The sequence below is a fragment of the Nonomuraea sp. NPDC049709 genome (assembly GCF_040674815.1).
Lineage (GTDB): Bacteria > Actinomycetota > Actinomycetes > Streptosporangiales > Streptosporangiaceae > Nonomuraea.
The window spans coordinates 24,960-48,523 of record NZ_JBFANM010000083.1; the positions used below are offsets into that span (position 1 = coordinate 24,960).

The window sequence follows — 23,564 nt, forward strand, 5'->3', positions numbered from 1 at the left end:
TAGACCTATAAAGCGTCAATCGCGTCGAGGAGCCACTCCGCCAGATACCGGGTGAAGGACGACCTGACGTAGATCCGGTACGTTCCGGGGGCCGTCCGCTCCAGGACGACCGAGGTCCTGCCCAGCAGCGTCTGGGCGTGGCCGGCGAGGGAGCGCAGGTCAAGCGGGCAACCGGTGATCAGCACCTCCTCGGCCTCCGGGCCGGACAGCTCCAGGATCGTCCGCTGCCCTGACACGTCCACCCACCCCGGCCGTGGCGTGATATTTCCGGACACGAGCCACCAGGACGGGCCCAGCCGCAGCCCCACCCCCGGATCCGCGCCCCGTACCTCCCACATGGGCTCGAACGCCACCTCCCGCAACCGCACCCCGTCCCCGCCCGCGGCCCCGAACCGGGTGGCGAACGCGGCGGCGGGACTCTCGGCCCGGCACTCTCCCTCGTAGGGGAGGGGCGTGCCCGTCCACGGCTCGCCCTCCCGGCGGGTGTTCTCCGGGTCGTAGAAGACCGGCTCCACCACAGTCACCGGATGCGCCGCTCCCCCGGACACGGCGGTCAGCCGGTCACCGGCCGCGACGTCCTTGGCCAGGGCCAGGGCGAACGTGCGGCCGAGCGCCACGCTGTCGTAGCTGGAGGTCACGTGGCCGAGCATCGGCACCACGCCGTCCAGGGACCGCCCGGCCGCGACGAGCTGGGCCCCCTCCTCCATCCGCGCCGCCGGGTCGTCGGGCAGCAGGCCGACCAGGCGCTTGCGGCCGCTCCGCGCGGTGTCGGGGCGTGCGTGCGAGCGCTTGCCGACGAAGTCCGGCTTGCGCTTGGAGACGATCCAGGCCATGCCGAGGTCCTGCGGGGTGACGGTGCCGTCGGTCTCCTGGCCGACGATCGCGAACCCCTTCTCGGCCCGCAGCACGTGCATGGTCTCGGTCCCGTACGGCACCGCGCCGAGGTCCAGCACGGCTTCCCACAGCGCCCGCCCGTAAGGCCAGGGCACGTTGACCTCGTAGGCCAGCTCGCCCGAGAAGCTGATCCTGAACACCCGCCCCGGCACGCCCAGCACGTCGGTGGCCGCGTACCGCATGAAGGCCAGGTCGAGCGCCCCCGGGGCGACGGCCGCGAGGACCTCCCTGGCGCGCGGTCCCGCCACGGCGACGGTCGCCCAGTGGTCGGTGACCGAGGTGAACGACACGTCCAGTCCGGGCCACTCCGTCTGGTGCCACTCCTCCAGCCAGTCGAGCACCGTGGCGGCGTTGCCCGTGGTCGTGGTCATGAGGTAGTGGTCCTCGGCGAGCCGGGTGGTGGTGCCGTCGTCGAGCACCATGCCGTCCGCCCCGCACATCAGGCCGTAGCGGCAGGCGCCGACGGCGAGGGTGGAGTACATGTTCGTGTAGATCCGGTCGAGGAACGCGCCCGCGTCCGCGCCCCGGATGTCGATCTTGCCGAGCGTGGAGGCGTCCATGGCGGCCACGGAGGTGCGGGCCGCGTGGCACTCGCGCCGCACGGCCGCCTCCATGGGCTCGCCGTCCTGGGGGAAGTACCAGGGGCGCTTCCACTGGCCGACGTCCTCGAACACCGCTCCCCTGGCGATGTGGGAGTCGTGCATGGCGGTGGTCCTGACGGGGTCGGACAGCTCGCCGCGGTCGCGTCCGGCGAGGGTGGCGAAGGAGACCGGCGCGTACGGGGGCCGGAACGTCGTGGTCCCGACCTGGCCCGGCGCGGCCCCGAGGAGCGCGGACATGACGCCGACGACGACCGCGCCCGAGGTCTTGCCCTGGTCGGCGCCGGTGCCCGCGGTGGTGTAGCGCTTGACGTGCTCCACCGAGCGCATCCCGGTCCCGGCGGCCCTGGCCAGGTCGGCGACGGTCACGTCCCGGTGCAGGTCGGCGAAGGCGGGCTCGCCGGAGGTCCCCTCGACCGTCCAGAGCGCCGCCGGCGGCCGCGGCGGCTGCTCGTCGCACTGCGGCACCCGGAGCTCCCGCACGTCCGGACCCGCGGGCACGCTCCCGGCCGCCTCGCCGGCCCCAGGCGGCGTGCTCGAGGCCGCCCCGGCCTCGGCCGGCCGGCCTGACAGCGCCAGCTCGGCGGCCTCCTGCCCGGCGGCGTAGCCGTCCGCGATGGCCTCGCGGGTGCCGTACAGGCCCCTGCAGGCCCCCGCCGACCGCTCGGCCTGAGCCGAGGTGCCCGGCACGAACGCCTGCAGCTCCTCGTCGAACCGGAGCCGGCCCTGCGACTGGCTGAACAGGTGGACGGCCGGGTTCCAGCCCCCGGCCACCGCCAGGAGGTCGGCCTCGATGTGCCGGGAGCCCACCTGGACCCCGGTCAGCACGCCCGCCGCGTCGCCGGTCGTGCCGGTCACCACCTGGGCGGCGTCGTCACGGGGATCGGCGATCGCGACCACCTCCACCCCGGCCGCCGCCAGGTCCCGCGCCGCCTCGTAGCCCGAGTCCGCGCAGGCGAACACGACCGCCCGCCGCCAGGGCGCCACGCCGTACCGGTTGGCGTAGGCACGGGCGGCCGAGGCCAGCATCACCCCCGGCCGGTCGTTGCCCGGGAAGGCGAGCGAGCGCTCGTGCGCCCCCGTCGCCAGCACCACCCTGCGCGCCCTGATGTGCCACAACCGCTCGCCGCTCGCCCGCCGCTGCACGGCCACCACGTAGTTGTGGTCGTAGTAGCCGACGGCGGTCGTCCGGGTGAGCACCCGGCCCGGCAGCTCCAGCCCGTCCACCCAGTCGAGCGCGGGCGCGCCGTCCAGGAGCAGGCGGGCGTTCAGCAGGTCGCCGCCCAGCCGGGGCTGCTCGTCCACGAGGATCACCCGCGCGCCCGACCGCCCCGCCGCCACCGCGGCGGCCAGCCCGGCCGGCCCGCCGCCCACCACGAGCACGTCGCAGTGCAGGTATCCCTTGTCGCACCGCCGCTCATCCGCTGTGCCGAGACCGGCGTCCGGATCCACCCGCCCCTTGCCGCGCAGGCTCCACGCCTCCAGCCCGTCGTACAGCTCCACGGTCGTGGCCGCCAGCATCGGGTCGGCGCCCACCCGGACCAGGGCGTTCGGCTCCTCGGAACCGGCGGTGAAGACGCCGCGCGGCCGGTCGAGCTCCACGCTGCGGCCCACCACGCCCACCCCGTTGCGCAGGAGCGCGGCGGCCAGCGTGTCACCCGGCTCGCCGCGCATCGGCCGGCCGTCGAACGTGAACCTCATGAGGGCTTCCTGATCTCGTGGGTGACGGTGTGCCGCTCGACGGCGAACCAGGTCCGGCAGCCGTGCACGTGGAACCAGCGCTCGCGGAACCAGCCCTTGGGGTTGTCGCGCAGGAAGACGTAGGCGGCCCACTCCTCGTCGGAGGTCTCTTCTCGCGGATACGCGATCCCGGCCTGGCCGCCGTAGTGGAACTCGTTCTCGTCGCGCGGGCCGCAATGCGGGCAGTCGATGAGCAGCATCAGTGCGCCACCGCCGCCGCGCCGTGCTCGTCGATGAGCGCTCCCGTGCTGAACCTCTCCAGCGCGAACGGCTCCGCCAGCGGGTGGGGCCGCTCGTGGGCGAGGGTGTGGGCGTAGACCCAGCCCGATCCGGGAGTGGCCTTGAAGCCGCCGGTGCCCCAGCCGGCGTTGATGTACAGGCCGTCGACAGGGGTGGGGCCGATGATGGGCGAGGCGTCCGGGGAGACGTCGACGATCCCGGCCCAGGTGCGCAGCACGCGTACCCGGCTGAAGATCGGGAACAGCTCCAGCGCCGCCGCCATCTGGGCCTCGATGACGTGCACGCCACCGCGCTGCCCGTAGGAGTTGTACGCGTCGATCCCGGCCCCCATGACCAGCTCCCCCTTGTGGGCCTGGCTGACGTACACGTGGACGGCGTTCGACATGACCACGCAGTCGAGCACCGGCTCCAGCAGCTCCGACACCAGCGCCTGCAGCGGGTGCGACTGCAGCGGCAGCCTGATCCCGGCCCGCGCGGCCAGCACCGAGGTGTGCCCGGCCGCCGCGAGCGCGACCTTCCCGGCGGCGATCCGGCCGCGCGAGGTCTGTACGGCCGTCACCCGATTTTTCGTGATCTCGAACCCGGTGACCTCGCAGCCCTGGATCAGGTCGATCCCGTACGCGTCCGCCTTGCGGGCCAGCGCCCAGGCCACGTGGTCGTGCTTGGCGATCCCCCCGCGCCGCTGCAGCGTGGCTCCCATGACCGGGTAGCGGGCCCGCCCGGACACGTTGATGACCGGGCAGAACTTCTTGACCTCGGCCGCGTCCAGCCACTCGGCGTCCACGCCGTTGAGCCGGTTCGCGTTCACCCGGCGCCTGCCCTCGCGCACGTCGCCCAGGTTGTGCGCCAGGTTGAGCACGCCGCGCTGGCTGAACTGCAGGTCGTAGTCCAGCTCCGCGCTGAGCCCCTCCCAGAGTTTCAGCGAGTGCTCGTAGATCCCGGCGCTCTCGTCCCACAGGTAGTTGGAGCGGATGATCGTGGTGTTGCGGGCCATGTTCCCGCCGGCCAGCCAGCCCCGCTCCAGGACGGCGACGTTCGTCAGGCCGTGGTTCCTGGCCAGGTAGTAGGCGGTGGCCAGGCCGTGCCCGCCGCCGCCCACGATCACCACGTCGTAGGCGGGCTTGGGGTCGGGGTTGCGCCAGAGGAAGTCGGGGTGGGTCAACGCCTGATCTTCTCCATCCCGGGGTCGTACAGCGGCTCGGCGGCGACCTCCGCGGGGACACGGCGGCCGAAGTAGGAAATATCCACATGCGTTCCGGGTTCGGCGAGCTCGATCGGCAGCCACGCGTACGCGATGGGACGCCGGACGGTGTGGCCGTAGGCGGCGCTGGTGACGTGGCCGACGGTGCGGCCGGCGTGCCGGACCGGCTCCTTGCCCATGACCACCTCGGTGCAGACCAGCGGCACCAGCTTACGGGTGATCTCCGTGGTGAGGGCGTCGCGGCCGATGAAGTCCTTGCCGTCCTTGACGGCGAAGCCGAGCCCGGCCTCGTACGGGTTGTGCTCGGTCGTCATGTCGACGCCCCAGAGCCGGTAACCCTTCTCCAGCCGCAGGCTGTTGAACGCCGCGCGCCCGCCCGCGATCGCCAGCCCGGGCTGCCACAGGGTGTCCCAGAGCTTGAGACCCATGTCCGCGCCGGTGTACAGCTCCCAGCCCAGCTCGCCCACGTACGAGACCCGCAGGGCCAGCACCGGAACGTGCCCGACATATCCGCTCTTGCAGCCGAAGTAGCGGAAGCTCTCGTGCGACAGGTCCATGTCGGTCAGGCCCTGCACCAGCTCCCTGGCCCGCGGCCCCCACACGCCGACGCAGCAGGTCCCCGGGGTGAGGTCGTGCACGCGCACCCCGCCCGGCGCGTGCCGGGTCAGCCAGTCGAGGTCGAGGTTGCCGTTCGCGCCGATCTGGAAGCGGTCCTCGGCCAGCCGAGCGACCGTGAGGTCGGACCGGATGCCGCCCTTCGCATCCAGCAGCAGCGTGTAGGTGACCGAGCCGGGCTTCCTGTCCACGTTGTTCGTGGTCATCCGCTGCAGGAACGCCGCCGAGCCGGGGCCGCTGACCTCGATGCGCTTGAGCGGGGTCATGTCGTAGAGCGCGACCCCCTCCCTGGTGGCGTGCGCCTCGGCGGCGGCGATCGGCGACCAGTGCCGGCTCGCCCACTCGCCCCGCTGGGAGACGCCCAGGAACGGCTCCGCGGCCATGCCCTTCGCCTCCTCCGGCACGTCGGCGAACTCGTCCCTGCGGCGGCGTACGAGCTGCTCCAGCAGCGGCACGTTCGCCTCGAACCAGTGCGGCCGCTCCCACCCGGCCGCCTCCAGGAAGTACGCCCCGAGCTCCCGCTGCCGCGGGTGGAACGGGCTGGTACGCAGCGGCCGCGGCGACTCCATCGGCTGCAGCGGGTGGATGACGTCGTAGACCTCGACGAAGTTCTGCTTGCCCCGCTCCTCGATGAACGCGGGCGAGAGCTGCGCCTGCTCGAACCGGTTGAGCTCGCACTCGTGCAGGTCGATCTCGGAGCGTCCGGTCACCAGCACCTCGGCCAGCGCCCGCGCGACCCCGGCCGAGTGCGTCACCCACACGGCCTCGGCCAGCCAGAACCCGTCCAGCTGCGGCGCCTCCCCGATCAACGGGAATCCGTCGGGGGTGAAGGAGAAAATACCGTTGATGCCGTCCTCGTACTTGGACTCGGCCAGCGCGGGCAGCAGCTCGACCGCGTCCCGCCAGGAGGGGTCGAAGTCCTCCTCGGTGAACGCCTGCACCGACGGCATCGTGGTGGACTTCGGGCCGATCTCGTCCTGGGTGACCGGCATGGGACGGTGCGCGTACGAGCCGATGCCGACGCGGTCGCCGTGCCAGCGGAAGTACAGGTCACGGTCCTGGTGGCGAAGGATCGGGCCCTCCCCCTTCGCGGCCAGCGGACCGGACCTGGCGTACTGGTGGGCCAGGGGCAACAGGGGCACGGTCAGTCCGGCCATCCGCCCGATCGAGGGCCCCCAGAACCCGGCCGCGCACACCACCACGTCGGCCGGGATCGTCCGGTACTCCCCCGAGGTCACCACCGCGACCCCGGTGACCCGGCCGCCCCGCGCCTCGATGCCGACCACCGTGTGCCCCGCCAGGAACCTGGCGCCGCGCTCGGTGGCCCGCGCCGCCTGCGCCTCACCGCAGGCGACCGCCGTCGCCAGCCCGTCGCTGGGCACGTGGAAACCGCCGAGCACCTTGTCCCGGTCGAGCAGCGGCCACAGCTCGGCACATCCAGCGGTGTCGAGCAGGCGCGCCTCGACCCCCCACGACTCGGCCCAGCCCTGCTTGCGGTGCAGGTCGGTCCAGCGTTCGGGGGTGGTGGCCACCTCCAGGCCGCCGACCTGGCGGAAGCAGCGCTCGCCGAGAGCGGTGTACTTGCGCACGGTGTAGGCGGCGAACTCGGTCATCGTCTTCGACGGGTTCGTCTGGAAGACCAGGCCGGGAGCGTGCGAGCTGGACCCGCCCGCCGCGAAGAGCGGTCCCTGGTCGACGACCGTGACGTCCGTCCACCCCCGCTCGGTGAGCTCGTCGGCGAGGGCACAGCCCACGATCCCCGCCCCCACGATCACCAATCGGGGCCGACTCATGACGCCTCCGGTTGTTCCATAATGCGCAACACGTACCGGACTACGCAACGAACATAGATCCCCGTGCTTCCGGGAACAAGGGCCCCTTCACCGCCGGAGGTGGCCCCCATACTCTTATTTCGGATCATGGCACGTCAGGAAGAGGCGACATGGCGCAGCGGCGCTTACTTGAGGGACTCGGCGTCACCGTCGCCGAGGAGACCTCCTACCGGGCCCTGCTCCGGCACGGCCCGGCGACGCTGAGCGAGCTCGCCGCCGAAACCGGCTCGTCCGCCGCCGCGATCCGCCGCATGCTGCCCCGGCTGGAGGACCTGGGCCTGATCTCCCGGGTGGCGGGCCGGCCGCTGCGGCTGGTCGCCACGCCCCCGAACGTCGCCATCGACATCCTCGTCGCGCGCCGCCAGGAGGAGCTCACGCACAGCCGGGCCGCCGCCGCGCTGCTGGCCACGGAGGTCGCCGAGCGCAGCGGGCCGCATCCGGAGGAGGTGCTGGAGGTGGTGACCGGCCGCGACGCCGTGGCCCGGCGCTACCTCCAGCTCGAACGCAACGCGACGCGGGAGATGCTGGTGCTGGTCCATCCGCCATACGCGGTGGACATCAGCGACGACCAGGAGAACCGGCAGCGCGCGGCCCGCCAGGGAGCGCCGACCCGTGGCATCTACAGCCCGCTGGCCTTCGAGCACCCCGGCATGCTGGCCCACACCCGCCGCGCCATCGCCGACGGCGAGCAGGCCAGGCTCGGGCAGGTGCCGGTCAAGCTGGCCATCGCCGACGCCCGCACCGCCATCCTGCCGCTGGTCTCCGACGAGGACCGGGCCGTGGAGAGCGCGCTCGTGGTGCACCCGTCCGCGCTGCTCGACGCGCTGGTGGGGCTGTTCGAGACGCTGTGGCGGGCCGCGGTGCCGCTGCGCCTGTCGGCCGACGCCCTGGAGCCCGAGGCGTGGCCGCAGGCCCCCGACACGGAGGTGCTGGCACTGCTCGCGGCCGGCATGAAGGACGACGCCATCGCCAGGCAACTCGGCCTCAGCCCGCGTACGGTGCAGCGCCGCGTGCAGGTGCTCTGCGAGCGCCTGGGCGCCCGGACCCGCTTCCACGCCGGCTTCCTCGCCGCCCAGCACGACCTTCTCACCTGACCACACCCGCTTCTCACCTGACCACAACCGCCTCAGCCCGAGCCACCCGCCGACCCCGCACATCCTGCCCGGCTCGACCCGCTCGCCCGACCACACCCCGCCCGGGCACGACTCACCCGCCGAACCTCACCTCCCAGCCGGCACGACCCGCCTGCCGAACCGCGGCTTCCACTCAGCCGCCACGGACCGCCTTCCTCCCTGCCCAAAGGGACACCCGCCGAAGTACGGCAGGAGGGAAACGGGCCTCAGGTGAGCAAAAGCCCGCCGTCCACCGGGAGCGTCACCCCGGTGACGTACGAGGACGCGTCGCTCGCCAGGAACACGGCGGCGGCCACCAGCTCGGCCGGGTCACCGGCGCGCTTCATGACCACCCGCGACTCCACGACCTGCTGGAGATAGCCGGTTTTGTACTGCTCGGTCATCTCCGAGGCGAAGAACCCGGGCTCCAGGCAGTTGACCCTGATCCCCCGCCGCCCGGTCCACTGCTGGGCCAGGTCGCGGGTCAGCCCGACGACGGCCGCCTTGGACGCGGTGTAGGCGGCCTGCGGCAGCCCGGCGGTGGTCTCGGCGAGCACGCTGCCGATGTTCACGATGGACGAGCCGGGCCGCATCACCCGCGCGCACGCCTGGGCCATCCAGTAGGTGCCGTGCAGGTTGATGTCGATGACCTGCCGGGAACTCCTCGGGCGTCTCGCGCAGCGCGGGCACGGCCGTGCCGACCCCCGCGTTGTTGATCAGCACGTCGACCCCGCCCATGGTCTCGACGGCCGCGGCCACCAGCGCGTCGCAGTCCTCGGGCCGCGCCACGTCGGCGGGCACGGCCAGGCACCGGCGGCCGGTCTCCTCGACCAGCCGCCGTGTCTCCTCCAGCCGCTCCTTGCGCCGGGCGCCGATCACCACGTCGGCGCCCGCCTCGGCCAGGCCCCGCGCGAAGGCCACGCCCAGCCCCGCGGAGGCCCCGGTGACGATGGCCACCTTCCCGTCGAGCCGGAACCGCTCCAGCACGTCAAACCTCCCGGTCGAGACCGAAGCCCAGCACCTCGCCAGACCCCGTCACAGGGACCGGAGCCCGGCACCACGTCGCCGGAGGCCGAAGCCCGGCGGCGACTCGTTACAGGCCGTATTCCTTGACGATCCGCTCGTGCCGCTCGACCTCGACGTCGATCTCGCGGGCCAGGTCGAGCCAGGCCAGCGGGTGCACCCACCGCTCGGTGGCGTCGTCGAGCAGCGCGTCGACCTCGGAGGGCGCCACGTTGGGCGGCACCGCGACCCAGCCGAACACGCCCGGCAGCGGCTCGCCGCTGGTCGGGTGGGTCACCTGGTAGTTCTCGTCGCTGTAGACCCACATCGGCCAGCCGCGCTCGGCCATGACCTCGGTGAACTCCGCCCAGTCCTCCTCGCTCGGCGCGGCGCCGTCGAAGAAGTAGCTGGTGTAGCCGCCCGGCCGCAGGATGCGCACCGCGGCGAAGGGCGGCACGAAGTTCTGCTGCTCCTGCGGGTCGTCGGGGACCGGCTCCAGCAGCTGCGGGTCGAACACGACCAGGTCACCGGCGTTGTAGTCCATCCCGCGCGGCTGCGGCAGGGCCAGCCTGGCGGTGGCGGGGCCGGTGCGGATGGACAGGACCTGGCGCTGGCCGCCGTCGGGCGCGGGCAGGATGAGTCTGATGAGGCCCATCTCCTCCTCGATCGGGCCCTCCTTGGACTTGATCGGCATGCCGATCTTGGCCGCGCCCTTGCGCACGGTCTCCCAGTCCTCGGCCGAGGTCGCCATGACGATCATGCGCCAGACGTCCTCCTCGACCAGGTCGTCGATCACTTCGAGGAGCACCTCGGCGGCCCTGGCGTTGTGGTCGAGCTGCTGGGCGGCGCCGGACAGCAGGCGGCGGGCGTCGAGCCCGGCCCCGGCCGCGACGGCGTGCTCGGCGGCGTCGAGCGTCTCCTGCCAGCGCTCGCGGGCGCTGTGCAGCCTGGCCAGCGTGAGGTATTGGGCGGCGTGCGGCAGCATCGCGGCCATCTGCTCCAGCCGCTCGTCCTGGCGGGCCTCGACGAGGAGCGTGGTCAGGTAGGCCACGTCGTCGGGGTCGGCGGTGGCGATGTCGCCGGAGTCGACCAGCAGCTTCCAGTAGATGTCGGCGCCGGTGGCCGGGTAGCCGAGGAAGCCCATCGTGGTGGTGTGGCGGCGGGTGGCCTCGAGGTCCTGGCCGGACAGCGGGGCCAGCCAGCCGACCCACTTCTCCGGGTCGGCGTTGAAGCCGTCGGCGGCGTCGAAGAGGCCCACCCGCTCCTCCGGCGCGCCGGGCGCCTCGGGCTCGACGGTGGTCTCGGCGGCGGCGCGCAGCGCGGCGATGCGCTCGCTCAGGTCGCCGGTCTCGCGCAGCTCGGCGGCGCCGGACTCGGCCACGTCGGCCAGCAGCCTGGCCTGCCACACGCCCTGCCTGGCGATCGCCAGGTCGCCCGCGACCAGCGCGAGCTCGACGCGGGCGCGGTAGCCGCCCATCATGCCGAAGTAGTCCATCCACTGGCGCAGGACGCGGCCGAGCTGCCAGGTGTTGGTGATCTGGGAGGAGCCGGCCAGCTTGTTGACGGCCTGCGCCCACTCGACCCACACCCGCGGGTGCTCGCCCACCACGTCGAGGTCGGGCAGCGCGTCCACGGCCTCGGCGGTGCGGCCGAGCGTGGCCAGGATGAGGGCCCGCCGGACGCCGTCGCGGTGCTCCTTGGCCACCGGGTCGTCGGCCTGGAACCCGGCCGCGGCCTGCAGCGCGTTGAGCGCGTCGTCGGTGCGGCCGACGGCCAGCAGCGCGCGGGCGCTCTCGGCGCCGAGCTCCCAGCTCGCCTCGCGGCCGGCCACCCGCAGCCGCTCGACGGCGGACTCGGCGTAGGTCACCGCCTCGCCCGGCTTGCCGGCGTCGATGAGGGCGGCGACGTATTGGGTGACGAGCCCGGCGAAGGCCGGCTTCTCCGGGGTGGTGGCCTCGATGTAGGCGCCGAGCGTCTCCAGGCGCTCGGTGGCGTGGCCGGGCCCGTCGGCGTTGGCCCACACGACGGCCAGCGCCTCGACGGCGGCCGGGGTGGCGGGGCACTCGCGCACGTCTTCGCGCTGGGCGAACGCCAGAAGTTGCTGCGCGTCGTCGATGGCGACCGCGCCCTGGGCGCGGTCGCCGATGCGGCCCATCAGGTGCCAGTAGCGGGCGTAGAACTCGAGCCACGGCAGCTCCAGGGTCTCCGCCTGCTGCGCGATGGCCGGGGCCATGACGTCGAGCTGGGGATAACGGCCCTCATAGGCCTGTGCAGGGAGGTCTCCCAGCGCCATGGCGAGGCCAACGTTGCCCGCCTCGGAAAGCTGCTGCTGGGTTTCGCCGACCCAGGCCCAGATGTCCACGTCCATGGGCAGTCAGTCTGCCAGGTCAATGACCGTGCCCAAAACGCAGAAGCTCGATCAGCTCGTCCGATTCACTGTCGGTCAGGACCGAAAACACGTCGGCCATGAGGTCGTCCGTGGTCTCCTCGACGGCCGCGCGCCGGGCCACGACGTCCGGGCCGGGCTTGTCGTACGGCTCGGGCCAGGTGAAGAACTTGGCGATCAGCTCGCCGGTCGTCTGCCCGAACGGGGTCGCGTCGTGCTCCGTCGCCAGCGTCGCCTCCAGCGGCCGCAGCCCCGCCGCGAGCACGGCGTTGGCGTGCAGGCCGCCGCGCAGCTCGCGTACGACGTGCATGAGCTGCACGGCCCTGGCGGGCGGGTCGGGAGCCAGCGGCACCGCCCGCCACCCCGCGAACAGCGGCGCCCCGACCGACGAGGCCCGATCGACGACCGGCTGCAGCAGCTCGGCGATCCTGGCGCAGCCGTCGTAGCCGCCCAGCTTGCGCCGCCCCCATGCCTGGCACACCTCGGCGTAGAGCTCGACGGCCCGGTCGACCGCGAGCTTGCGGCCGCCGTTCCAGCTCTCCTCGACGTGTGCGGGAGGGAAGAAGACGACGACCGAGGTGACCACGTCGGCGTCGCACTCGCCGAGGACGCCGCAGCGACCCCTGAAGTAGAACTCGCGGGCGCCGAGCCCGTGCTCCTCGCAGACGGCCTTGGCCTCTCTGGAGATCATGAATCCGCCGCCGAACTGGCCGATAGGCGCCTTGACCTGTGCAGCGGTGGTGCGTGGGTCCGCCATGTCCACCTCTCAGTTCGTGAAGTGAACCCAGCATCCCCTATTAGAACATCATTCTGCAAGCATCAGTTCGCCGCTGGCGATGATGACCGCGGGGCCGGACAGGTAGCTCGTGTCCTCGTCGAGGATGACGGTCAGCGTGCCGCCCAGCACCTCGACCGTCCACGTGCCGGTGGTGTCGCCCGACAGCTGCGCGGCGGCGACGGCGGTGGCGACCGCGCCGGTGCCGCAGGCGCGGGTCTCGCCGGAGCCGCGCTCGTAGACGCGCATGACGGCCCGGCTGACGCCGACCGGGTTGAACAGCTCGACATTCACCCCCGCCGGGAAGACCCCGGTGTCGAAGCCCGGCTGGTGGTCGAGGTCGAGCTGGAGGACGGGGTCACCGATGGCGCAGGCCAGGTGGGGGTTGCCCATGTCGACGTGGATCCCGGTGTATTCGTGGCCGCCCACGCTGGCCACGCTCTCGCCGCGGATCACGGGCTTGCCCATGTCCACCGTGATGTCGCCGTTCGGCTCGGCGCGGACCTTGCGCAGGCCGCCCCTGGTCGCCACCCCGAACTCCGTGGCGTGCACGAGACCGGCGTCGATCAGGTAGCGGGCGAACACGCGCACGCCGTTGCCGCACATCTCGGCCATGCTGCCGTCGGAGTTGCGGTAGTCCATGAACCACTCGGCGGCGGACGCCTGATCGGCCACCTCGTGGCTCTGCTTCGTACGGACCACCCGGAGCACGCCGTCGGCACCGATGCCGGCTCTCCTGTCGCAGATCTTGGCGACGAGCGCGGCCGTGACGTCGACCTCGCCGTCCGGATCAGGCAGGATGACGAAGTCGTTCTCGGTGCCGTGCCCCTTGAGAAAGCGCATTGTAGGAGTTTATGCGTACGGGTGTGCGGCAATCAGCGCCAGGGATCGGTCAAGCAGCTCCGGATCGTCGTACGGCAACCAGCACACCCGCGGATCCCGGCGGAACCACGACTCCTGCCGGCGGGCGAAGCGCCTGGTCAGCCTGACGGTCTCGGCCTTGGCCTGCTCCTCGCTCCACTCGCCCGACAGGAAGCGGATGATCTGGGCGTACCCGAGGGCGCGGCCGGCCGTACGCCCCTCGGCCAGCCCCTGCCCGAGCAGCGCGCGCACCTCCGCCACCAGGCCCGCCTCCCACATGCGCTCGACCCTGACCTCGATCCGCTCGTCCAGCACCGGCCTGGGCACCTCGATGCCGATCTGGACGCTCGGGTAGACGGCGTCGTAGGACGGCATGGTGGCCGAGAACGGGCGCCCCGAGAGCTCGATCACCTCCAGGGCGCGCACGATGCGGCGGCCGTTGCTCGGCAGGATGGCCGCGGCGGCGGCGGGGTCGCTCTCGCGCAGCCGCTCGTAGAGGGGGGCCGGGCCGCGCTCGGCCAGCTCGGCCTCCAGCCGGGCCCTGATCTCCGGCTCCGTGCCGGGGAACTCCAGCTCGTCGATGGCCGCCCGCACGTAGAGGCCGCTGCCGCCGACCAGCACGGGCACCTCGACGGCGTCGATGACGGCCCTGGCCAGCTTCTGGTATTCGGCCACGCTGGCCGTGACCGTGACGTCCCAGATGTCCAGCAGGTGGTGGGGGACCCCGCGCCGCTCGGCGGGGGTCAGCTTGGCCGTGCCGATGTCCATGCCGCGGTAGAGCTGCATGGAGTCGGCGTTGACGCACTCACCCCCCAGCCGGAGGGCGAGGTCCACGGCGAGATCGGACTTTCCTGCCGCGGTGGGGCCCACGACGGCGATGACTGGCTGCTGGCGCACACGACCAGTTTGCTAGAGATCGAGCAGAGTCGGTTGCAGGTATCCCTCGTGGGTCAGCAGCCGGCGCTTGGTCTCCACGCCCTCGCCGCCGCTGAACCCGCCCAGCCCGTTGCCCGCGATCACGCGGTGGCAGGGCACGAAGATCGGGATCGGGTTGGAGCCCATGATCGAGCCGATGCCGCGGGCGGGCACGCCGGAGCCGCTGAGCGTGGCCAGCTCACCGTAGGTGACCGCCTTGCCGTACGGCACTCCGTGCAGGGCCCTCAGCACCCGCAGCCGGGAGCCGGACATGAGCCGCCAGTCGATCGGTGTCTCGAACCTCTTCAGCTCCCCGGCGAAATAAGCGTTCAGCTCGGCGACCGCGAAGGCCGTACGATCCGCATCATGAACCTCAGCCAGGTCGAGCCCGCCGGCCAGCCGGGCGCGGGACCCCCAGCCCGACGCGACGAGCCCGATCTCGGTGACAGCCAGCACGAACGTGCCCACCGGCGTGGGCACCTCGGCGAAAGAGACCGTGGTCATCGTGTCCTCACGTGAGCTCGTGGTGCTGGGCACCTCCAGCGCGGTTCCTACCCGACACCGTAACCACAACGGCTACCTCCTGCGCTGGGACGGTCAAGGCTTCCTCTTCGACCCCGGCGAGGGCACGCAGCGGCAGATGGTGCACGCCGGGCTGAGCGCGCACGACGTCCACTGGCTGTGCCTGACGCACTTCCACGGCGACCACTGCCTGGGCGTGCCGGGGGTCGTGCAGCGCATCGCCCGCGACAGGGTCCGCCATCCGGTGCGCGCGGTCTTCCCCCGCTCCGGCGAGGTGTACTGGCGCCGGCTCCGCCACGCCGCCGCGTTCGCCGACACGTCGGTCATCTCCGAGCACCCCGTCTCCGGCGACCTGGCCGGCGTCGGCCCGCTCATCGCGCGCCGCCTGTCCCACCCCGTCGAGTCGTACGGCTACCGCGTCCAGGAGCCGGCCGGCCGCCGCATGCTCCCCGAGAGACTGGCCGCCCGCGGCATCCGAGGCCCGGAGGTCGGCGAACTCCAGCGCACCGGCTCCGTGCGCGGCGTCACCCTCGACGAGTGCAGCGTGCCGAAACCGGGGCAGAGCATGGCGTTCGTGATGGACACCCGGCTCTGCGACACCGTCTTCGAGCTGGCCTCCGGGGTGGACCTGCTGGTGATCGAGGCCACGTTCCTGTCGGGTGAGAGCACGCTGGCCAAGGAGTACGGGCATCTGACGGCGTTCGAGGCGGGGCTGGTGGCGGCGGACGCGGGGGTGCGCCGGCTGGTGCTCACGCACTTCTCCGAGCGGTACGGGTTCGACGACGAGCCGGCCTTCATCCAGGAGGTGCGCCGCAGCTTCGAGGGCGAGGTGGTGCTGGCCCGCGACCTGATGCGGATCCCGGTGCCGAAGCGTCAGCCCGCCCACAACCCGGCGAAATAGCCCACCCCGTAAGGGGCGGCGGCCATCAGCAGGCGGCCGTCGAAGGCCCGGGTGCCGGCCGCGCCCGCCAGCACCTGCAGCGCCGCCCGGCCGCTCACCCACAGCCTGTCGGCCTGCCCGGGGTCGAGGGCCGCGAGGGCGCTCGCGTCGCCGGCGGCGATCGCCTTGGCTATCCCGTCGTTGTACGGCCCGGCCGTTTCGTCGTACCTGCCCGGGGCCCGCGGGCCGAGGCAGGCCGAGCCGTCGGCCATGACCAGCAGCGCCACCCGCTCCCCGGCTCCCGCCAGTTGCTCCCCCAGCTCGCGGCACTCCCCGGCGGCGGCGTCGAAGGCCACGGACCGGAAGCCGTCCGGGGCGGGCTCGCCCATGAGCAGGCGGGCGACGGTCAGCGAGAGCGGGAGGACTGGCTCGCCGGTGCCCGCGGTGAGGTCCAGGCCCCAGGGGCGCAGGGTGCCTGCCGCGCCGCCGGCGTACGCACCGGTGGCGTCCGCGCCGCCCACCACGATCAGCGCGTCGGGACGTGCCTCGCGCAGCGCGGCGATCGCGGTCCGGCAGGCGGAGCGCAGGTCGGGCATCTCCAGCAGGACCAGCGGGGTTGGCGGGCAGACGGCCGCGGCGACAAGCACGAGCGCAAGCGTACGGGGCCGACGCCGCCCAGGTCAGTACGGGGTACGACCTTCCCGGACCTTCGCGAACAGGCCCTCGGCGTAGGCGTGGGCCGCCTGGTGCAGCCCTCCCCCGAAGCTGATCCTGGCCACCCCGAGCTCGGCCAGCCTGCCCAGGTCCGGGGCGCCCGGCCGGAACAGGATGTTGACCGGCCCGCCCAGCTCGCCGGCCAGGGCCCGGATCTCGTCCTCGTCCGCCAGCAGGATGGGGTACACGCAGTCGGCTCCCGCCTCCAGGTAGCGCCGCCCGCGTTCAAGGGCCTCCTGGCGGATGGCACGGCCGTGCAGGTAGACGTCGACCCTGGCGTTGATCACCAGCGCGTCCCCCGCGGCGGCCCGCACCTCGGCCAGGAAGTCCGCCTGCTCCCCGGGGTCCACCAGCTCGCCCCGGCCGGGCACGGAGTCCTCCAGGTTGCAGCCCACCGCCCCGGTCGCGGCCAGGCGCTCGACCAGCTCGGCGGGCTTGAGCCCGTAGCCGCGCTCGACGTCGGCGGTGACGGGCACGTCGACGGCCCTGACCACGCGGGCGACGGCCGCCATCATCTCGCCGACCGGCGTGCCCTCGCCGTCGGGGTACCCCAGCACGCGGGCGACGGCGGCGCTGCCGGTGGCGACGGCCGGGAACCCGGCCTCCTGCACGGCACGGGCGGAGGCGGCGTCCCAGACGTTGGGCAGGATCAGCGGGGCACCCGGGACGTGCAACGCCCGCAGCTCGGAGGCCCCGTCGGAAAGTCTGTCGGTCATCATGCCCCGACCCTACGGAACGGAGTGGCTCCCGCCGAAGGTCCAGTACGACCCATTAGCGGCAAGCCACTTCCCGGGGTTCAGCAGCCGCTCTTCGAGCACTGGCCGCTGACCTCGCCCGCCGGCCCGTCCGCCGGGGTGTCGACGGGGGCGTCGCCCGCGGACTGCGGCGACTTGGTGGGCGACGTCGTCGCCGGCTTCTTGCCGGTGCCGGTCCTCGTGGTGCCGTCGGAGGAGTCACTGCCCGTCGAACCCTGGTCGACCGGCTCGCTGACGCCGTTGCCGGGGTCGGCCACGTCGCCCATGCTGCCGTCGTCGGGGGCGTCGGTGGGCAGGCCGTCCTCAGGGGAGTCGGTGGTGACGTCGCCCATGGTGGCGTCGTCGCCGCCGAGGTCCTCGCCCGCGACGCTCTGCGAGGGGGCGGGGCGGCCGCCGCTCTGCTGGGCGGCCTGGCCGGAGTCCGACGCCAGCAGATAGCCGGTGCCGCCCGCCGCGAGCACGGCGACCAGCGCCGAGGCGGCGATGAGGATGGTCTTCTGGTTGCTCTTCGCCCTTTTTCTCGGAGGTCTGTTTCTCGAAGCCGGGTGGATGTCTCCGGGCCCGGTAAGGATCTCCTGGCGATCCGCCTCGATCGGATCATGCATGGTGGTGCAGCTCCCTGCGGTCGTATCGGGGAAAGCTCGCCGGCTTCCGCGGGTGATGGACCACACTAGCCGCAACAGCTGAATGCTCGCACACCAATCACAAAGGAATCACGACTTGTCCCCCCTTAGATCCATTTGCCCAGGTAGCCGCGCCCGCCTGGCACCCGTGGCCGGAGCCGTCGGGGTACTCGTCACCGCGACGCTGGGAATATTCCTGGCATTCACCAACAGCCACGAACCATCACCGCAAAGACCACCCGAATTTGATCAGGAAACTCCGCTTTCCTCAAGATCATCGCTACTCTGGGCGTCGAACGCGCCACAAACAGCGACCGCGGTTCTGCTCTCTTCGACGCCTTCCGATGGATCGCTCCAATTCGCGTCGCCCCAGCCTGCCGACGTCATGCTCGGCCCGCTGTCACCGCCCTGGATCGAGCCCGTCCCGCCGTGGCACGCGCCGATCCCCGGCGTCCCGCCCATCCCCGGCGTCCCGCCCATCTCCGCCGTCCCGCCGATCTCCGCCCTCCCGTCCGTGACCGGGGTCCCGCCGGTGACCGTCCTCCCGTCGGTGAGCGCGGGCCCGCCGGTGTCGCCGTTCCCGGCCGTCGAGGTGCCCCGCCGGGACCGGCGGCCGGAGAGACCCCTGGCGCCGCCCCAGGACCGGCCGGCCCGTCCGCGGCCGCAGGGCTCGCCGGCCCCGCAGGCACCCCCCGAGGCGCCTGCCCTGGAACGGCCCGCCGATCCGCCGCCGTCGTCGCGGGGGCGCGGGATGCCCGACCCGTGCGCCACGTTCCACGACTTCCGCCGACAGCCCTGCTACGACATCCTGGGCGGCCTCACCCGGTGACCCCGTACGGACGGAAGAAGGGCGGCGCCGGTGGCACCGCCCTTCTCCGCGAACGACTCGCTCAGTGCGCCGAGCACGCCCCCGTGGCCGCGGGCGCGGGCGCGGGGCGCCCGATGGTCGGCATGCCCAGCAGCACGCCGGCACCGGCGTTCGCGGCCCCGCCCTGGCGGGACTCCCAGGCGTCACCGGCCCGCGTGCGCCGGACCCCCAGCACAGCGCTGTCCGCCACCAGGTGGTGCGGCGCCGCGTAGGTCACCTCGACCGTCACCATGTCACCGGGCCGCGGCGTCTCGGACCCCACGGCGAAGTGCACCAGCCGGTTGTCGGCCGCGCGCCCGGACAGCCGGTGCGTCGCCTCGTCCTTGCGCCCCTCGCCCTCGGCCACCAGGACCTCGAGCGTCCGGCCCACCTGCTTCTTGTTCTCCTCCCAGGAGATCTCCTCCTGCAGGGCGACCAGCCGCTCGTAGCGCTCCTGCACGACCTCCTTGGGCACCTGGTCCTCCATGGTGGCCGCGGGGGTGCCGGGGCGGATGGAGTATTGGAAGGTGAAGGCGTTGGCGAAGCGGCTCTGCCGGACGACCTCCAGCGTGCCCTGGAAGTCCTCCTCGGTCTCGCCGGGGAAGCCGACGATGATGTCGGTCGAGATCGCGGCGTCCGGCATGGCGGCGCGCACCCGCTCGATGATGCCCAGATAGCGCTCCGCCCGGTAGGAGCGCCGCATCGCCCGCAGCACCCGGTCCGAGCCCGACTGCAGCGGCATGTGCAGCTGGTGCATGACATTGGGCGTCTCGGCCATGGCGGCGATCACGTCGTCGGTGAAGGCCGCCGGGTGCGGCGAGGTGAAGCGGACCCGCTCCAGCCCCTCGATGGTGCCGCAGGAGCGCAGCAGCTTGCCGAAGGCGAGCCGGTCGCCGAACTCCACGCCGTACGTGTTGACGTTCTGCCCCAGCAGCGTGACCTCCAGCACGCCCTGGTCCACCAGCGTCCGGACCTCGGCGAGGACGTCGCCGGGGCGGCGGTCCTTCTCCTTGCCGCGCAGCGACGGCACGATGCAGAACGTGCACGTGTTGTTGCAGCCGACGGAGATGGCGACCCAGGCGGCGTAGGCGGACTCGCGCTTGGTGGGCAGCGTCGAGGGGAAGACCTCGAGCGACTCCTTCAGCTCGACCTGCGCCTCGCCCTCGATGCGGGCCCGCTCCAGCAGCACCGGCAGCGAGCCGATGTTGTGGGTGCCGAACACCACGTCGACCCAGGGCGCCTTGCGGACGATCTCGCCCTGGTCCTTCTGCGCCAGGCAGCCCCCGACGGCGATCTGCATGCGCGGGTTGCTCACCTTGGCCGGCCTGAGGTGGCCGAGGTTGCCGTAGAGGCGGTTGTCGGCGTTCTCCCGCACGGCGCACGTGTTGAACACCACCACGTCGGCCGTCTCACCGTCGCGAGCGGCCACGTAGCCGGCGTCCTCCAGCAGGCCTGACAGCCGCTCGGAGTCATGGACGTTCATCTGGCACCCGTATGTGCGCACTTCGTACGTGCGGGCGCCCTCCTGGGTCACAGTCATGGCACGTTCAAGAGTAGTCGTTGTCCGGCTTGCGGCGGCCCGTACCGATCTAAAAGGCCAGCTTGACGGCATGATGTGATCGGATCGGTACCGCTCGGTTAGTGACCAGCGCTCTAATGCCCTCTACCGTTTTACTCCATGACGGAGAACGGCGACGTCACTCCACTGGTCCAGTTGGAGAACGTCAACAAGCACTTCGGGGCGCTACATGTCCTGAAGAACATCAACTTGACCGTCTCTCGTGGCGAGGTTCTGGTCGTCATCGGTCCCTCGGGCGGGGGCAAGTCCACGTTGTGCCGCACGATCAACCGACTGGAGACGATCAACGACGGGAAGATCATATTTGACGGGCAGGAGCTGCCGGACGAGGGTAAGGCGCTGGCCAGGCTCCGCTCTGACGTCGGTATGGTGTTCCAGTCATTCAATCTGTTCGCGCACAAGACGATCCTCGGAAATGTCACGCTTGGGCCCATCAAGGTCCGCGGCAAGGCACGTGAGGCCGCCGAGAAGCAGGCGATGGAGCTGCTGGAGCGCGTCGGCATCGCGGCGCAGGCGCAGAAATACCCCGCGCAGCTCTCCGGCGGCCAGCAGCAGCGCGTGGCGATCGCCCGGGCGCTGGCCATGGACCCGAAGATGATCCTTTTCGACGAGCCGACGTCTGCGCTGGACCCCGAGATGGTGCAAGAAGTCCTGGACGTCATGATCGGGCTGGCCCGGGACGGCATGACGATGATGGTCGTCACACACGAGATGGGCTTCGCCCGCAGAGCCGCGAACAGGGTCGTGTTCATGGCCGACGGCCAGATCGTGGAGGAGAACAATCCTGAGGCGTTCTTCGGCTCACCGCAGACCGACAGGGCCAAGGATTTCCTTTCTAAGATCCTGACACATTGAGAGAGTCGAGGTAACGATGCAGATCCGTCGCATGGGCGCAGCCCTCGTCGCGGCCGGCGCCATGGTCGCCGGCCTTACCGCCTGCGGCGGCGGCGAGGCGACCACCGTTTTGCAGAAGGCCAAGGACGAGAAGAAGCTCGTCGTCGGCGTCAAGTACGACCAGCCCGGTCTTGGCCTGAAGAAGCCCGACGGCACGGTCGAGGGCTTCGACGTGGACGTCGCCAAATACATCGCCGGCAAGATGGGCGTACCCGAGAGCGGGATCGAGTTCAAGGAGGCCCGCTCCGCCAACCGGGAGAGCTTCCTGAAGCAGGGTCAGGTCGACCTGGTCATCGCGACCTACTCGATCACCGACGCCCGCAAGCCGCAGGTCACCTTCGCCGGCCCCTACTACCTGGCGCACCAGGACTCGCTGATCCGGGCCGACGACGCCTCGATCACGAGCCTCGAGACGCTGAAGGGCAAGAAGGTCTGCCAGGTCAGCGGCTCCAACTCGTGGAAGAACATCACCGAGGGCACCAACAAGATGAGCCTCAAGGTCGAGGCGTCCCTGGTGCCGGCGGGTGGCTATGACGAGTGCATCGCCAAGCTCAAGAGCAACGCCGTCGACGTGGTGACGACCGACGACACCATCCTGGCCGGCTTCGCCAAGCGCGAGGGCAGCGCTCTGAAGGTGGCCGGCGCGCCGTTCACCGACGAGAAGTACGGCATCGGCATCAAGAAGGGTGACATCGAGACCTGCAACGAGATCAACAAGATCGTCGCAGGGATGTGGACCGACGGCACGGCCGCCAAGCTGCTGGAGAAGCACTTCGCCGGGACGGGCCTGAAGGTGGAGACCACGGCGCCGCCGGCTGAGGGCTGCGCCTGATCCCCGTTCAGACCCGGTCGCTCGCCGATGAGCGCGTTCTGCTCATCGGCGAGCTCTCCTGACGAGGAACGTCATGGACACTTCTGCCCTGTTTGATTTCTCGCCGTTGGTACAGGAATTCGACAAGATCCTCATCGGGTTCTGGTCGACGATCCGGCTGACGGTCATGAGCGCGATCATCGCGCTCGTCCTCGGCACGATCCTGGTGGCGATGCGGGTCGCGCCGACCCCGGTCCTGCGCTGGGCCGGCACGGCGTACGTCAACGTCGTCCGCAACACGCCCCTGACGCTCGTGCTGATCCTCTGCGCGCTCGGGCTCAGCGACACGATGCAGCTCACGTTCTCCGAGGACCCCACCACCAACTACTTCTGGTGGGCGGTGGCCGGTCTGTCGGCGTACACCGCGACGTTCGTGTGCGAGGCGCTGCGCTCCGGCATCAACACCGTCGCCCTGGGGCAGGCGGAGGCCGCCCGGGCGATCGGGCTCACGTTCATCCAGTCGCTGCGGCTGGTGGTGCTCCCTCAGGCGTTCAGGTCGGTCATCTCGCCGCTGGGCAGCATCCTGATCGCGCTCACCAAGAACACCACGATCGTCATCGTCGCCAGCTATCTCGACGCGGCGGCCCAGATGAAGCAGATGTTCGACGACTACGGCGGCACGATCCCCATCTTCCTGGGCTTCGCCTTCGGGTACATGGTCCTGACCCTGCCCACCGGCTTCCTGTTCGGCTGGCTGGCCAAGCGACTGGCGGTGGCGCGATGAGCCAGAGTGTCCTGTTCGACGCCCCCGGGCCGCGGGCGCGGCTGCGTAACAACGCGCTGACGCTGCTGTCCGTCGTCGTCCTGCTCCTCATCGCCTACCTGGTGATCACCACGCTGGGCGAGAAGGGCCAGCTGGAGGCCGCCAAGTGGGAGCCGTTCCTGCGTGGCGACACCTGGACCGGGTTCATCATCCCCGGCCTGATCGGCACCCTGCAGGCCGCGCTCGTGTCGGCGGTGCTCGCGCTGGTGTTCGGCGTGGTCTTCGGTCTGGGCCGGCTGTCCGACCACCGGGTGATCCGGGTGGTCTCCGGCGGGATCGTGGAGTTCTTCCGGGCGATCCCCCTGCTCATCCTGATCTTCTTCGTGCAGGCGGGGCCGGCCACGCTGAGCGGTTACACGGTGAGCGTGCCCGCGTTCTGGGCCGTGGTCATCGGCCTGACCCTGTACAACGGGTCGGTGCTCGCGGAGATCGTCCGGGCCGGCATCCTCTCCGTGCCGAAGGGCCAGTCGGAGGCCGCCTACTCCATCGGGCTGCGCAAGTCCGGGGTGATGCGCCTGGTGCTGGTGCCGCAGGCGACGACCGCGATGATGCCGGCGATCGTCAGCCAGATGGTCGTGCTGCTCAAGGACACCGCGCTGGGCTGGATCATCGCGTACGAGGACCTGCTGAACGCCGGGCTGAAGCAGTTCGCGGTCAACTACGGCAACCTCATCCCGAGCGCGATCGTGCTGGCCATGTTCTACGTGCTGATCAACCTGGCACTCGGTTACCTCGCGCACTGGCTCGAGCGCCGCAGCCGGCGCAGCCGCAGGTCGGCCGCGGGACCGATCGCACCGCCCACGGCCATCGGCACGGGGGGCGGCGGCGGTCCGGGCAGGGAGGCCGTCTCCACCATGGAATGACGGCCTCGAAAGGAACGCCACGGCGGTGGGGGGGGGGGCCCGCCCCACCCCCCCGGCGTGAAACACCACCCGGAATATGTG

21 protein-coding genes and 1 pseudogene are annotated in these 23,564 nt (G+C 71.6%); 7 read left to right on the top strand and 15 right to left on the bottom strand.

Going from position 1 to position 23,564, the window contains the following annotated elements; all coding sequences use genetic code 11:
* Positions 1-5 precede the first annotated feature (5 nt).
* Genes AB0J69_RS50490 through AB0J69_RS50505 form a run of 4 tightly spaced genes read right to left on the bottom strand, consistent with a single transcriptional unit; the run spans position 6 to position 7,082 of the window.
* Positions 6-3,194: a 2Fe-2S iron-sulfur cluster-binding protein gene (locus tag AB0J69_RS50490; RefSeq protein WP_364133537.1), complete on the bottom strand. Its 3,189-nt coding sequence runs from the start codon at positions 3,192-3,194 to the stop codon at positions 6-8.
* Positions 3,191-3,433, bottom strand: a complete 243-nt coding sequence (locus tag AB0J69_RS50495) for a sarcosine oxidase subunit delta (RefSeq protein ID WP_364133539.1) — start codon at positions 3,431-3,433, stop codon at positions 3,191-3,193. The genes AB0J69_RS50490 and AB0J69_RS50495 overlap by 4 nt, the downstream gene beginning before the upstream one ends.
* Positions 3,433-4,635 carry a sarcosine oxidase subunit beta family protein gene (locus AB0J69_RS50500; protein ID WP_364133542.1) on the bottom strand — a complete coding sequence of 401 codons (1,203 nt, stop codon included), beginning with the start codon at positions 4,633-4,635 and terminating at the stop codon, positions 3,433-3,435. The genes AB0J69_RS50495 and AB0J69_RS50500 overlap by 1 nt, the downstream gene beginning before the upstream one ends.
* The gene (locus AB0J69_RS50505; RefSeq protein WP_364133545.1) at positions 4,632-7,082 is read right to left on the bottom strand and encodes an FAD-dependent oxidoreductase; all 2,451 of its coding nucleotides are present in this window, start codon (positions 7,080-7,082) and stop codon (positions 4,632-4,634) included. The genes AB0J69_RS50500 and AB0J69_RS50505 overlap by 4 nt, the downstream gene beginning before the upstream one ends.
* A 149-nt stretch (positions 7,083-7,231) precedes the next feature.
* On the opposite strand from AB0J69_RS50505, the gene AB0J69_RS50510 reads away from it, so the two are divergent.
* On the top strand, positions 7,232-8,215 hold the full coding sequence (locus AB0J69_RS50510) for a helix-turn-helix domain-containing protein (protein ID WP_364133548.1): 984 nt from the start codon (positions 7,232-7,234) through the stop codon (positions 8,213-8,215).
* Positions 8,216-8,460: 245 nt separating this feature from the next.
* Here AB0J69_RS50510 and AB0J69_RS50515 read toward each other — a convergent pair whose 3' ends face one another.
* From AB0J69_RS50515 to AB0J69_RS50545, 7 genes and pseudogenes are all read right to left on the bottom strand, one after another.
* Positions 8,461-8,850: an SDR family oxidoreductase gene (locus AB0J69_RS50515; protein ID WP_364133551.1), complete on the bottom strand. Its 390-nt coding sequence runs from the start codon at positions 8,848-8,850 to the stop codon at positions 8,461-8,463.
* Positions 8,851-8,950: 100 nt separating this feature from the next.
* Positions 8,951-9,220, bottom strand: a pseudogene (locus AB0J69_RS50520) (SDR family NAD(P)-dependent oxidoreductase); the annotation flags it as partial.
* Between the two features lie 106 nt (positions 9,221-9,326).
* The gene (locus AB0J69_RS50525; protein ID WP_364133554.1) at positions 9,327-11,603 is read right to left on the bottom strand and encodes a tetratricopeptide repeat protein; all 2,277 of its coding nucleotides are present in this window, start codon (positions 11,601-11,603) and stop codon (positions 9,327-9,329) included.
* 19 nt (positions 11,604-11,622) lie between these two features.
* On the bottom strand, positions 11,623-12,378 hold the full coding sequence (locus AB0J69_RS50530) for a hypothetical protein (RefSeq protein ID WP_364133557.1): 756 nt from the start codon (positions 12,376-12,378) through the stop codon (positions 11,623-11,625).
* Between the two features lie 48 nt (positions 12,379-12,426).
* A complete protein-coding gene (gene dapF / locus AB0J69_RS50535) occupies positions 12,427-13,239 on the bottom strand; it encodes a diaminopimelate epimerase (RefSeq protein ID WP_364133560.1) in 813 nt (270 codons plus the stop codon).
* Positions 13,240-13,248: 9 nt separating this feature from the next.
* Positions 13,249-14,154, bottom strand: coding sequence for a tRNA (adenosine(37)-N6)-dimethylallyltransferase MiaA (gene miaA / locus AB0J69_RS50540; protein ID WP_364133566.1), 906 nt, complete (start codon positions 14,152-14,154; stop codon positions 13,249-13,251).
* A 12-nt stretch (positions 14,155-14,166) separates the two neighbouring features.
* On the bottom strand, positions 14,167-14,676 hold the full coding sequence (locus tag AB0J69_RS50545) for a methylated-DNA--[protein]-cysteine S-methyltransferase (protein ID WP_364133569.1): 510 nt from the start codon (positions 14,674-14,676) through the stop codon (positions 14,167-14,169).
* 1 nt (position 14,677) lies between these two features.
* Between AB0J69_RS50545 and AB0J69_RS50550 the strand changes: the two genes are divergently transcribed.
* Complete coding sequence (locus tag AB0J69_RS50550; RefSeq protein WP_364133572.1) at positions 14,678-15,595, top strand: ribonuclease Z; 918 nt, start codon at positions 14,678-14,680, stop codon at positions 15,593-15,595.
* Here AB0J69_RS50550 and AB0J69_RS50555 read toward each other — a convergent pair.
* The 3 genes from AB0J69_RS50555 to AB0J69_RS50565 form a co-directional block, all read right to left on the bottom strand.
* A complete protein-coding gene (locus tag AB0J69_RS50555; RefSeq protein WP_364133575.1) occupies positions 15,568-16,221 on the bottom strand; it encodes a hypothetical protein in 654 nt (217 codons plus the stop codon). The genes AB0J69_RS50550 and AB0J69_RS50555 overlap by 28 nt on opposite strands.
* Positions 16,222-16,254: 33 nt before the next feature.
* A complete protein-coding gene (locus tag AB0J69_RS50560; protein ID WP_364133577.1) occupies positions 16,255-17,007 on the bottom strand; it encodes an isocitrate lyase/phosphoenolpyruvate mutase family protein in 753 nt (250 codons plus the stop codon).
* 77 nt (positions 17,008-17,084) lie between these two features.
* A complete protein-coding gene (locus tag AB0J69_RS50565; RefSeq protein ID WP_364133580.1) occupies positions 17,085-17,648 on the bottom strand; it encodes a hypothetical protein in 564 nt (187 codons plus the stop codon).
* A 403-nt stretch (positions 17,649-18,051) separates the two neighbouring features.
* On the opposite strand from AB0J69_RS50565, the gene AB0J69_RS50570 reads away from it, so the two are divergent.
* Positions 18,052-18,495, top strand: coding sequence for a hypothetical protein (locus tag AB0J69_RS50570; protein WP_364133582.1), 444 nt, complete (start codon positions 18,052-18,054; stop codon positions 18,493-18,495).
* 61 nt (positions 18,496-18,556) lie between these two features.
* On the opposite strand, the gene miaB is transcribed toward AB0J69_RS50570, so the two are convergent.
* On the bottom strand, positions 18,557-20,053 hold the full coding sequence (gene miaB / locus AB0J69_RS50575; protein ID WP_364133585.1) for a tRNA (N6-isopentenyl adenosine(37)-C2)-methylthiotransferase MiaB: 1,497 nt from the start codon (positions 20,051-20,053) through the stop codon (positions 18,557-18,559).
* 138 nt (positions 20,054-20,191) lie between these two features.
* On the opposite strand from miaB, the gene AB0J69_RS50580 reads away from it, so the two are divergent.
* From AB0J69_RS50580 to AB0J69_RS50595, 4 genes are all read left to right on the top strand, one after another.
* Positions 20,192-20,947: an amino acid ABC transporter ATP-binding protein gene (locus tag AB0J69_RS50580; RefSeq protein WP_364133588.1), complete on the top strand. Its 756-nt coding sequence runs from the start codon at positions 20,192-20,194 to the stop codon at positions 20,945-20,947.
* A 31-nt stretch (positions 20,948-20,978) separates the two neighbouring features.
* On the top strand, positions 20,979-21,818 hold the full coding sequence (locus AB0J69_RS50585) for a glutamate ABC transporter substrate-binding protein (RefSeq protein ID WP_364133591.1): 840 nt from the start codon (positions 20,979-20,981) through the stop codon (positions 21,816-21,818).
* Positions 21,819-21,891: 73 nt separating this feature from the next.
* On the top strand, positions 21,892-22,581 hold the full coding sequence (locus tag AB0J69_RS50590) for an amino acid ABC transporter permease (protein ID WP_364133593.1): 690 nt from the start codon (positions 21,892-21,894) through the stop codon (positions 22,579-22,581).
* The gene (locus AB0J69_RS50595; protein ID WP_364133595.1) at positions 22,578-23,483 is read left to right on the top strand and encodes an amino acid ABC transporter permease; all 906 of its coding nucleotides are present in this window, start codon (positions 22,578-22,580) and stop codon (positions 23,481-23,483) included. Before AB0J69_RS50590 ends, AB0J69_RS50595 begins: the two co-directional genes overlap by 4 nt.
* Positions 23,484-23,564: the final 81 nt, after the last annotated feature.

Excerpts from the sequence above, each read along its gene's own strand:
- AB0J69_RS50490 (WP_364133537.1), bottom strand. The coding sequence starts at position 3,194 with ATGAGGTTCACGTTCGACGGCCGGCCGATGCGCGGCGAGCCGGGTGAC.
- AB0J69_RS50495 (WP_364133539.1), bottom strand. The coding sequence starts at position 3,433 with ATGCTGCTCATCGACTGCCCGCATTGCGGCCCGCGCGACGAGAACGAG.
- AB0J69_RS50505 (WP_364133545.1), bottom strand. The coding sequence starts at position 7,082 with ATGAGTCGGCCCCGATTGGTGATCGTGGGGGCGGGGATCGTGGGCTGT.
- AB0J69_RS50510 (WP_364133548.1), top strand. The coding sequence starts at position 7,232 with ATGGCGCAGCGGCGCTTACTTGAGGGACTCGGCGTCACCGTCGCCGAG.
- AB0J69_RS50515 (WP_364133551.1), bottom strand. The coding sequence starts at position 8,850 with ATGGCCCAGGCGTGCGCGCGGGTGATGCGGCCCGGCTCGTCCATCGTG.
- AB0J69_RS50525 (WP_364133554.1), bottom strand. The coding sequence starts at position 11,603 with ATGGACGTGGACATCTGGGCCTGGGTCGGCGAAACCCAGCAGCAGCTT.
- AB0J69_RS50530 (WP_364133557.1), bottom strand. The coding sequence starts at position 12,378 with ATGGCGGACCCACGCACCACCGCTGCACAGGTCAAGGCGCCTATCGGC.
- dapF (WP_364133560.1), bottom strand. The coding sequence starts at position 13,239 with ATGCGCTTTCTCAAGGGGCACGGCACCGAGAACGACTTCGTCATCCTG.
- AB0J69_RS50545 (WP_364133569.1), bottom strand. The coding sequence starts at position 14,676 with ATGACCACGGTCTCTTTCGCCGAGGTGCCCACGCCGGTGGGCACGTTC.
- AB0J69_RS50560 (WP_364133577.1), bottom strand. The coding sequence starts at position 17,007 with ATGATGACCGACAGACTTTCCGACGGGGCCTCCGAGCTGCGGGCGTTG.
- AB0J69_RS50565 (WP_364133580.1), bottom strand. The coding sequence starts at position 17,648 with ATGCATGATCCGATCGAGGCGGATCGCCAGGAGATCCTTACCGGGCCC.
- AB0J69_RS50570 (WP_364133582.1), top strand. The coding sequence starts at position 18,052 with ATGCTCGGCCCGCTGTCACCGCCCTGGATCGAGCCCGTCCCGCCGTGG.
- miaB (WP_364133585.1), bottom strand. The coding sequence starts at position 20,053 with ATGACTGTGACCCAGGAGGGCGCCCGCACGTACGAAGTGCGCACATAC.
- AB0J69_RS50580 (WP_364133588.1), top strand. The coding sequence starts at position 20,192 with ATGACGGAGAACGGCGACGTCACTCCACTGGTCCAGTTGGAGAACGTC.
- AB0J69_RS50585 (WP_364133591.1), top strand. The coding sequence starts at position 20,979 with ATGGGCGCAGCCCTCGTCGCGGCCGGCGCCATGGTCGCCGGCCTTACC.
- AB0J69_RS50590 (WP_364133593.1), top strand. The coding sequence starts at position 21,892 with ATGGACACTTCTGCCCTGTTTGATTTCTCGCCGTTGGTACAGGAATTC.
- AB0J69_RS50595 (WP_364133595.1), top strand. The coding sequence starts at position 22,578 with ATGAGCCAGAGTGTCCTGTTCGACGCCCCCGGGCCGCGGGCGCGGCTG.